8 protein-coding genes are annotated in these 10,557 nt (G+C 48.3%); all 8 read right to left on the minus strand.

Going from position 1 to position 10,557, the window contains the following annotated elements; genetic code table 11:
• Window positions 1–110: 110 nt before the first annotated feature.
• Complete coding sequence (locus tag HP548_RS08985) at window positions 111–1,025, minus strand: class I SAM-dependent methyltransferase (RefSeq protein WP_175381448.1); 915 nt, start codon at window positions 1,023–1,025, stop codon at window positions 111–113.
• 210 nt (window positions 1,026–1,235) lie between these two features.
• Complete coding sequence (locus HP548_RS08990) at window positions 1,236–2,459, minus strand: MFS transporter (protein ID WP_076287726.1); 1,224 nt, start codon at window positions 2,457–2,459, stop codon at window positions 1,236–1,238.
• Between the two features lie 218 nt (window positions 2,460–2,677).
• The gene (locus HP548_RS08995; protein WP_175381449.1) at window positions 2,678–4,741 is read right to left on the minus strand and encodes a molybdopterin-containing oxidoreductase family protein; all 2,064 of its coding nucleotides are present in this window, start codon (window positions 4,739–4,741) and stop codon (window positions 2,678–2,680) included.
• Between the two features lie 473 nt (window positions 4,742–5,214).
• Window positions 5,215–6,069 (minus strand): formate/nitrite transporter family protein, encoded by an 855-nt coding sequence (locus tag HP548_RS09000; protein WP_175381450.1) that lies wholly within the window; start codon window positions 6,067–6,069, stop codon window positions 5,215–5,217.
• Window positions 6,070–6,282: 213 nt separating this feature from the next.
• Window positions 6,283–7,644, minus strand: coding sequence for an FAD-dependent oxidoreductase (locus tag HP548_RS09005; RefSeq protein ID WP_175381451.1), 1,362 nt, complete (start codon window positions 7,642–7,644; stop codon window positions 6,283–6,285).
• A 374-nt stretch (window positions 7,645–8,018) separates the two neighbouring features.
• Window positions 8,019–8,501, minus strand: coding sequence for a glutathione peroxidase (locus HP548_RS09010; protein ID WP_076287522.1), 483 nt, complete (start codon window positions 8,499–8,501; stop codon window positions 8,019–8,021).
• Window positions 8,502–8,687: 186 nt separating this feature from the next.
• Window positions 8,688–9,500, minus strand: a complete 813-nt coding sequence (locus tag HP548_RS09015) for a ferric iron reductase (protein WP_175381452.1) — start codon at window positions 9,498–9,500, stop codon at window positions 8,688–8,690.
• A gap of 90 nt (window positions 9,501–9,590) precedes the next feature.
• Complete coding sequence (locus HP548_RS09020) at window positions 9,591–10,478, minus strand: ABC transporter ATP-binding protein (protein ID WP_063566910.1); 888 nt, start codon at window positions 10,476–10,478, stop codon at window positions 9,591–9,593.
• Between the last annotated feature and the right edge of the window lie 79 nt (window positions 10,479–10,557).

A 10,557-nucleotide genomic window follows, 5' to 3' on the forward strand; every position in this document is an offset into this window, starting at 1 on the left:
TCTATGTTGATCCTTCGTTCTAACTAAACAACCCTCACCCTGACTCAGGATGAAGGTTGTTTGGTTTGCAAATGTGGGCTATATAAGTGACCATACATGCCCGGATCGTTTTATTTTTTAACTGCGTGAATAAAATGTATCGTTTCAAATGACCTTAGATGATCGATTCGATCCTGGAAATACTGTTCCTGAATCGCCTCCGGAGTCAGATGCTCATAGATAAGCAGTCCTGCTTCATCCAGCAAGGCCTCCATCTTCCCATAGGCGTACCCCGATTTCATCGGCTCACCGCCAGCCGCAGCCATCTGGATCATATGGTCCACGCGATTAGATATGCCCTTCGTATCAAAAAGATGTTCGTCAGCGTAGTCAAAAACAATTGAACTCCCGGAAGGCAGTTTCGTAAACAACACTTGCAACAATCGGGACAAGTCTTCCTTGGTCAAGTAAAAAGAGACGCCAAGTAGACTTACAAAGGATTTCTCGCTGCTTAACTCTTCAGTCACGAGCCTTGAAAGGGAGCCCTTATCGGTCAAATCCATAGCCACAAAGTGCAGATTGGATGGAATAGGTAGTTTCGCGGACGACAGCCGACTGCGTTTGAATTGCTGTGTGACCGGGATATCCACTTCAATGATGTTCAGCCTATCCTTTAATTCCGGATACCGAAACGCAAACGTATCCAGACCGGCTCCAAGTATTACATATTGCGTGCCTCCCAATGCCACTTCATGAAGCAGCACCCGTTCGCAATATGCGGCACGTGCCAAGGGAGTTGGAGCAAGCTGAGTTTGTACAATCCACCTCAGTATTTCATCCGGGTCGTCCTTGATCAGATGAGCCATGTCCGGGTTGAAAAAATGGATACCTTGAATCATATTCTCGCGAATACCCGCAAACTCTTGAGGAGTGATAAGCTCTTTGGCTAAATAATCATCGAAAATAAGAGGTGTGTCGTATTGGCAGTGGTAGGCTCGGCCAAAAGCCGAAATCAAGGATGTGATGCTGGATTCATTTTGCTTCATATTTCATCCTCCCGTACAAACAAAAATAAGATTCCCCCTGGCCAGGAGAACCTTAGTATATACGGAATATTTTTATATGTAAATTATAGCATAAAAAGATTTTTTTGTCAATCTAAATCTACAGGATGATCCGACAGATTCAAGTGGCATTCTTTGTCCCTCCACTCCAATCTGCCCTCTTCCTCCTTCATACCACTCAACCCGAAAAGGCTAAGCGTCCAATCCGTACTCCTTCACTTCACGGTTGCGGTTCAGCACCGCATGCAGTACAAAACCAAGCACCGCAATAACCGCCGTGCCAGTCGCCAGCCACGCTACAGGGATCAGTCCCTGTTTGTCGTACATGACCCCCATTGCATACGGCCCGATAACCCGTCCAACCGCACCGATCCCACCGGAGATCCCGATGTAGAAAGGTGCCGCTCTTCCGGCATGCTCTGAGATGAATGCCGGCGTAGCAGGTGAGATCAGCATTTCCCCAAAGGTAGCCAGTACCATTGCAAGCACCATACCCGGATAGCTATACATGGTGATCATGACGATGTAAGCCATGCCATAAAACACCGCACTTGCAGTCATCTGAGCGGTCGATGTACGGGCCATCGTACGCTTAACCCAGCTGGTAAAGGGTTGTCCCACAAAGATCAGCACCCCATTTAGGGTCCAGAGCAGACCGTACATTCTTTTCTCCATACCCTCGGAAATAATATACGGAGACACACCCGTATTCCAGATGGAATTACCGAACAGCAGGAACAGCACGCCCAGGCTCATGAACAGATATAATCTGGTGTTTCCTAGCAGCGCCCAGACGCCTGGCCCATCGGGAACCGTTTTGCGCTTGGTCAGATGTACTTCGCCCTGATCGGGCTCCGCCCGCGACAGATAATACCAGAAGAAAATCGCAAACCCGGCAGAGGTCACCCCGTTCAGTACAAAGCTGAGATGATAGGAAAAGTCAGCCAAGAAACCACTGAGCGCCGTACCAATCGCCACACCGATATTGTTGGCGACATAGATCACATTGAACAATTCCCCGCGTCTCTCCGCAAACCGGAAGCCAATAAAGGCTTGAATCGCTGGTAACGACAATGAACTGAATAGACCGATCCAGCCCATGGCACATATAAATACAACCCAATACGCGCTAATCCACGGCAGAGCAAACAGCCCTACCGCATTTAACGCCAGCGATCCGATGATCAGCTTCTTGACGCCCACCCTGTGGTACAATGCACCGCCGAGCAATTGCCCGAAGATGCCGCCCAGCGACTGAATCAGAATAACAAACCCCGCGTTCGCCATCGTGCGTCCAAGCTCGTCAAATACATACATCGTGGTCAGCGGCCACATCAAGGCACTACCTGTCGCATTGACCAAACTTGCCAGCAAAAATATTTTCACTTCTTTTGGATACGTATCCAGCCATCTCATCATCTTGTTTATTCTCCTTAGTACCTTCAAAAAGCATATTGCCATAAAAAATAGACCCTTGCCCTGACGGCATATTTAGCCAGAGCGAAGGCCACTTGAATTTAGAAATTTGAATTTATTTCTGAATCTTGCTCTTTGCATTCTGCTTCCGATCTATTCATTGCTTACGATCTATCCCTTGTTCATCTTACCTGAAAAGATCCGATCTGCAAGCACATTCATTGACGCTTCACTTCGACAGTGGCCGAGAAGAATGTTGCCCCGTTTCCCATGTCGGACAGACGATTGGACGTGAGGGAGTTCGCCCGCTGTTTTTTGCCATTACCATCCCACCATAAGCCTTGACTGATCACCGTTCCTGGCAGCATGGATTCACTCACCTTGGCGGTTAATTCGATCCGGCCACGGTCGTTCCATACAACTACCGCATCCCCGTCTTCCACCTGTCTGCGGGCAGCGTCCTCCGGATGCATTTGCAATAACGGCATCTTCTCCAAACGTTGATGTTTGGCCGAATTGGCAAAGGTGGAATTCAGGAAATTATGATTTGGCGGAGACAGAAACATCAGCGGATATATATCCGCAGGTCCAGCCGGGTTTTCCCCGTCATACCCCTCAACGAGAGCACTATACGTAGGTAAAGGAGGCAATCCCTTCTGTGCCATCGTTTCCGAATACAGCTCAATTTTCCCCGAAGGCGTGGGCAACTGATCCAAATAGGAGTCATGTGCAGACATATCCAGCTTGACGAAATGATGCTGCTTCAGCCCCTCCAAGGTTACACCGTTCATGTAGGGATTACCCGTACCCTGAAGTGCTTCCTCGATCATCTGTTCCGGTGTCTCCCCGAAAATCTCCGGGTCATACCCCATCGCCTGTCCAAGCAAAGAGAACAATTCAACATTGCTCTTGCTCTCACCCAAAGGCGCAATGACTGGCTCTTGCAAATGAACATACTGATGCCAGTAGGACGTATACAGATCTGTCGTTTCAAATGAAGACGTCGCAGGCAGCACAATATCCGCGTATTTCGCCGTATCCGTCATGAATAGGTCATGGACTACCGTAAACAGATCTTCCCGTGCAAAACCTCGCTCCACCCGCTCGGTGTCTGGTGCCACCACCAGTGGATTGCTGCAGTAGACCATCAACGCCCGGATCTGCTGCTCCGCTTCCAGCAGTGCTTCGCCAATCCGGTTCATGTTCACCACGCGCGGCTCCGGGTTCTGCCGCAGCTCAGGACGCTCGAGCGCATCGCTATTCGTGCTCGCGTAGCTGTTGGTACGAATAGCGCCCCCGCCGCGCTTCAGCCACTGCCCTGTAATGGCAGGCAGACAGGCTACGCTGCGGACGTTCATGCCACCGTTGTCGTGATGCTGGAGGCCATTGCCGATATGAATGTGGGCTGCCTGTGCGTTGCCATACAGCTCAGCCAGCTTCACGATGTCCGCCTCCGGCACGCCTGTAATACGTGCAACGCGCTCCGGGGTGTAGCTGCGGACATGATCACGCAGTGCCTCATGGCCCACGGTATATTTTTGCATAAAAGCCTCATCCGTCAGTTCCTGCTCGAACAATACATGCATTAATCCGAGTGCCAATGCACTGTCTGTACCGGGGTAAAGTGGAATGAACCAGTCTCCCCATTGGGCGGTCCGATTGCGATGGACATCAATAACGACGATTTGGGCGCCCTTTTTGCGGGCTTTCTCGGCCAGAACAACCTGATGCATATTGGTGCTGACGATGTTGCCTCCCCACACCAGAATGACATCCGCATGCTCTGTATCCTCGGGCAAGGTTCCCCGGTTCGCACCCATCGTATATTTCCAGCCGGTATTTCCCGCTGCATTACAGATAGTCTGTTCCAGCTTGCTCGCACCTAGCGCATTGAAAAATCGACGATCCATGCCATCCACACCAAGAATGCCCATGTTTCCATAGAAGCTGTAGGGCAGGATGCTCTCCGGTCCGTAGGTATCTGCCAGCGAACTAAATCTCGCCGTAATCTCTTCGATGGCTTCGTCCCAACTGATTCGCTCGAACTGGCCTTCGCCCTTGGCTCCGATGCGTCGCATCGGATATTGCAACCGCTCGGGGTGATACACCCGCTCCGTCATATTTCGGACTTTGTTACAGATGGCGCCTTTTGTAATCGGATGGTCCGGATTGCCCACTACCTTCACGATCTTACCGTTCTCCTTATGAAGCAGTAGGCCGCAAGTATCCGGACAATCGAGCGGGCAAACTGCCGGGAATACGCCATTCTCCTGATCGATCATATACAAGTTCCTCCCCCTTCAAAGTTATCCTCATATCATATCTTCTTCATGGTAATCGCGTAAAGAGAACAGTCTTTTTTACTGCCACAACCGCTCCAAATTTTTTTCAAAAAAAATCTTTTTCCCCTTGATTCAATCTCGAAATTCAAGGGTAAATTAAAAATAAGGCATTAGGCTAGTGTTTCCCCACTTCCTCCTCATGCCATATCATGGACCACTCCCGAAATTCGCCATGAACAGGTTTCGTTCCCCCGAACCTTGTCATGGCGAATTTATTTTGCGTGCATACTTTTACATAAAAAAAAGCGACTCCTCTCCCGCCCATCACAGCAGACAGCCATGACTTGAACGAGATTAGATTCGCCAATTTCTGTTGCTATTTTGTTTAACTTCCCTGTTCCTGTTTAACTTCGCACTCGTCTTTGCTGGCTTATCGTGGTTACAACGCTACTCGATTACTCGAAAAAATGTCGCTACGCCTGCTTGCTCCACATCGGTCTGGCTTCTGTCTCCACAGGCTGGGCCACCGCCATTGCCACCTCAGGCTTCACTTCCGGCTCATGCTTGCGCAGGTACACCATCCAGTAAGCAGCCGCCACAAATAGCGCCCCTCCCGTCAGGTTGCCAAGCCATACCGGAATGAAATTCATGATGTATTGCCCCCACGAATAATGCCCTTCGAAGATCGCCGCAGGAATCAGGAACATGTTGGCGACAACGTGCTGGAATCCAATAGCCACAAAGGCCATCGTTGGGAACCAAATGCCCAGTACTTTTCCACTCATCGTATCCGATGCGTAGGACAACCATACTGCGAGAGCTACCAGCCAGTTACACCCGATCCCGGATATAAAAGCCTGAAGGAAGCTGTCGTCCAGCTTGTGTCCAGCCATATCCACTACTTTGGTCAAATAGGCACCTTCTGCCGTCAGACCGAGCACATGCCCAAACGCATAGGCCACAAAGAGCGCCCCAAGGAAATTACCTATCGTTACTAAGGTGAGATTCTTCAACATGTTGCCTGCGGACAGTTTACGTGCAATCGTCGCGAGTGGAACAGCCATCATATTACCTGTCAGCAGTTCCCCGCCGCCAATCAGCACCAATATTAAACCTACCGGGAACACTGCTGCACCAATCAGATTAACCAAGCTGCCCCACTCGGCCGGAGCAGAAGCAATAACCCGAATATCCAGCAGAAATCCAAGCGCAATAAAAGCGCCTGCCAGAAAACTGAGTATTAATACGGAGGACACCGGATTTTGAGCTTTTTTCATCCCCGTATGCGCCGTATATTGTGCAACCTCAAGAGGTGTTTTTGCTGCCATAACGATCCTCTCCTTCACAGTTCATGAACATCATAATTCAACCTGTTTTGTTGATATGTTCATTGTATCGCGAAGGTTTCAAGAGGTTTGTTACTTTTATCACAAAGTCTGAAAACTACATTTTAATATTTCCGTTGTATGTTGCTTGATGTGCAGAAAAAATAAAAAAAGAACTGCCGCATAATGAATGCGGCAGTTCTCAGATATTTATGGTTAGACCATCGCTGGTGTTTTTACTTCTACTGGAGGCAACGCCTGAAGACCAGCCGAGTTCAGGAAGTTCCATGGTTTGTTGTAATGTGGTTGGAAGAAGAAGTCGATGAAGGCCAGCTCATCTACCGTCATGTTGTTCTGGATGCACACAGAGATCGTATTGATCGACTGTGTCAGATCAGCTTGTGACATGACCTGCGCACCAACAATGCGGCGCGTAGCCTGTTCATAGATTACTTTGAGCAGCAGCTTCTCTGCTGTTGGCATGAACTCTGGACGGTAAGCATCTTCAAGCGTTACAGCTTCAACCACCATACCCTCATCCGCAGCAGATGCTTCCGTCAGACCTGTACCTGCAATATTTTGCTCATAAATTTTAATACCTGATGTGCCTTGTGTACCCATGTACCGTGTCGTAGGACGAACCAGGTTCCGTGCTACGAGTGTACCCATCCGCACCGCGTTGGTTGCCAGTGGAATGTACGCAGCCTTGCCGGTTGGATTGTAATGAATTGCACAGCTGTCTCCAGCAGCGAAGACGTCTTTTTGGCTGGTTTGCATATATTTATCCACGATGATTGCGCCGTTTGGCAGCATATCCACTTGGCCTTTGAGCAGTTCCGTATTTGGACGGAAACCAATGCACAGAATAACGAGGTCTGTATCAAACTCTCCTTTGGATGTAATGACCTTGTTCACTTTGCCATTCTCTCCGGTAAACTTCTGAACCGTTTGGCCCAGTGCCAGCTTGATGCCGTGTCCAGTCAACGTTTCTTCAATGGCATCCGTGAACTCGGGGTCGAGATATTTGTTCAAGATCCGGTCCACGCTATCAATCAGTGTAACTTCCTTGCCGTTCATTTGGAAAGCCTCCACCAGTTCAATGCCGATATAACCTGCTCCTACCACGGTAATACGTTTGGCATGTTTGGCTTTCTCAATAATCGTGTTGGAATGGTTGTAGTTTTTGCAAAGTAAAATGTTATCCATCTCGATGCCTTCCAGCTTCGGTACGACAGGCCATGAACCCGTGGTCACGATCAGCTTGTCGAAGGTATCTTCGAATTCTTCCCCGGTTTTCAAGTTTTTAGCCTGAAGTTTGTGACCCGCAGCATCTACTGACGTCACTTCATGAAGCATTTTGGTAACGACACCGAGCTCGGCCAGTTGGTTTGGCGAAGAATAGAACAGTCCGTCTGGATCTTTCACCACGCCACCTACATAAAGCGCAATGCCACATGATAAGAAGGAGATGTTGTCATTGCGCTCATACACTGTAATGGTAGCATCCGGGTACAATTTGGCGGTGTTAACGATGGCTGCGGTTCCTGCGTGTGTACATCCGATAACTGCGATTTTCATGATAAGGTTCCCCCTTGGAGTATATAAATAAAAAATTGAATATAACGTCATTGTGGTTGTGAAATATTTCACTTCTAAACGAACAGCGCTTATGTGATTTATTTCACTTTGTACACTCATTATAATGTGATATTTTTCACATTGCAATAGGTTAATCAAAATAAATTCGTCGGATGTGGTTTTCTTTACGATCAAGCCAGTCATCGACTCATCTTCATTGACTTCAGTTTTCCCTGCTTATGGCTGGTTTATGCTCAAAATAAGCGTAGTAACTACCGCGGAGACAAGTATATGGAGAGGATGTTTCGTACTAAAAATTGTATCAAAAAAAGCCTGTCCTCCAATCTGGAGGCAGGCTTCTTCGTTCATTCATTTTATACGCCAAGCAGCTTTTCAATCTCTGCAGTCATGGCTTCAGGGGATTCTTTTGGTTCAACACGCCCTACAACTTCACCTTCACGATTCACGAGGAACTTGGTGAAATTCCATTGGATGCTATTGTCTTCGCCAACACCAGGTTGCTGCTCACGCAGATACTTGAACAAAGGATGTGCATCTTCACCATTTACGTCGACCTTGGCAAACACCGGGAAATTAACACCATAGTTGATTTGACAGAAGGATTCTGCTTCCTCACTGGTACCCGGCTCCTGGCCGCCAAACTGGTTACAAGGGAAACCCAGTACAACCAAGCCTTGATCACGATAGCGATCATAGAGCTTCTGCAATTCACCGTATTGTGGAGTCAGTCCACACTTGCTAGCAGTATTGGCAATCACCAACACTTTGCCTTGATACAGATCGAGTGGAACTTCCTGATTGGCGGTCGTTACCGCCTGATACGAATATACGGACATGACTGATTCCTCCCATGATTATGATGTAGGTTGGGCTGCTGTATGTATGTACCCAATGACCATGCGGCACACAGCCTGTCTCTATATTATAGACCTGAGGCGATTAATTACCAAATCTGTGATTAAACCCTGACCGAGTTCATTGGCAGGAGTAATCCTCATCCATCAACTTGGACATATTCCCTTTTAGCCTGACTTCGCCGCCATAATAGCATCATAACGCTCTTGCCGCTCTGCCTTTGTCAGTTTGGGACAACTGTAGCAATAGTTCTGACCGCCATACACCTGATGGTGTAAGCAGCAGACTGATTTCATCAGCATGGTTTCTCCAGGTTGATGCGGATTATCAATCTCCACCGGTTTGAAGGTTAGCAGGTTCTTCTTCAACCCCAGAATCTCTGGAGACATTGCGATTACATGCTCATACCCTTGTATAACCGCTTCACGTTCCGTCTCCGTGATGTTCATCTGTAACGCTGTCGTTTTGAACCATCTCAGCATGGATGCGAGTTGTGCCCACATCTGACCTGGATTTGCTCCTCCAGCAACAGCCACGCCTTCAATCAGTGGACGCAGCTGCTCACCGTAATATGCGGTTAATACATCATTACGCCAGGAGGATGGAACGACTTGAGATCCGTCCATCAGATTTGGATGTGATTGCTCGATTGTATTGTTCAGTTGAAAACCAATCACCGGACGGCCATCCTTTAACTCCAGCTTCATATCTATATTCTCCAGAGACAGATCCAGATAGGTGTCACATAACGCCGTCATGTAGTGAACCCCAATCATCAGGCCACGAACCGAATGCATAAAATATACTGCCGCTGAGCGAAGAGAATCGGCCCGAAGATGCTCATTATAAGCTTCCAGCATAAGTTTGGCCTGCTTCGGATGTTTCAATGCCGTCAAAGGCATGCCAAAGACCGATTCATCGATCGTCCCGGTTGTTATTCGTCCATATTGCTGTAACCAGGTGTAGTTGATTGCTCCCATTCCTGTAGACCTCCTAGAATGCGAATGAGCCGCGTGCATAACGCACAGCGGCTTCATTCTATAGTTTAGGACCACATATGGCCCGTTTCATTAACTTCCTGTCGCGTGACGAACGCGTTGCTCTGTCCGTCCTCCAGCATGAACCATTGCACTGTTCATGAGCACTTGTTCTGGAGGTGCTGATTGCTGACGTTCACCCGCAAGGGCGTAAGGCAAGCAGAGCGGTACACCGGAACGAGGATCAATCACGATATCAGCTTCAATGTTAAATACTTCGCGCAGCACATCGGAGTTCATAACCTCTACAGGTGAACCTGTAGCGATGGCTTTACCTTTTTTAATACCAATCATGTGATGCGCATAACGGGAAGCATGGTTCAAGTCATGCACAACCATAACGATGGTACGGTTTGCTGTGGCATTCAGTTGCTCCAGCAATTGCAGTACTTCAAGTTGGTGAGCCATATCCAGGAACGTTGTTGGCTCGTCCAGGAACAGAATGTCTGTCTCTTGTGCAAGAGCCATGGCAATCCAGGCACGTTGACGCTGTCCACCGGACAGTTGATCGATTGGACGATCATGGAACTCCGTCATGCCTGTCACTTCGATAGCCCATTCAATCATGCGTTTGTCTTCAGCACGCATCGAACCAAAACCTTTTTGATATGGGAACCGTCCGTAGGACACTAGTTCGGTTACAGTAAGTCCTTCAGGAGCTGTTGGATTTTGTGGCAAAATCGCAAGCTGCTTGGCTACTTCACGCGTGGACTGCTTATGGATGGACTTCCCGTCGAGCAATACACTACCTGCTTTTGGATTCATGATCCGTGCCATTGTTTTCAGGATGGTAGACTTTCCTGAACCATTGGCTCCAACAAGTGCTGTAATTTTTCCTTGGGGAATTTGAATATTCAGATCTTCAACAATCAGTCTTTCCTCATAAGCGATATCCAACTTGGACGTCTCCAGACGAAACATGCGATCATCCCTCTCTCATTTATCCCGGTTATGTATTCCGGCTATGACAACGAAAACGAAATTGTAGTTCAGCGTATTT

The organism is Paenibacillus taichungensis (assembly GCF_013359905.1).
Taxonomy (GTDB): domain Bacteria; phylum Bacillota; class Bacilli; order Paenibacillales; family Paenibacillaceae; genus Paenibacillus; species Paenibacillus taichungensis.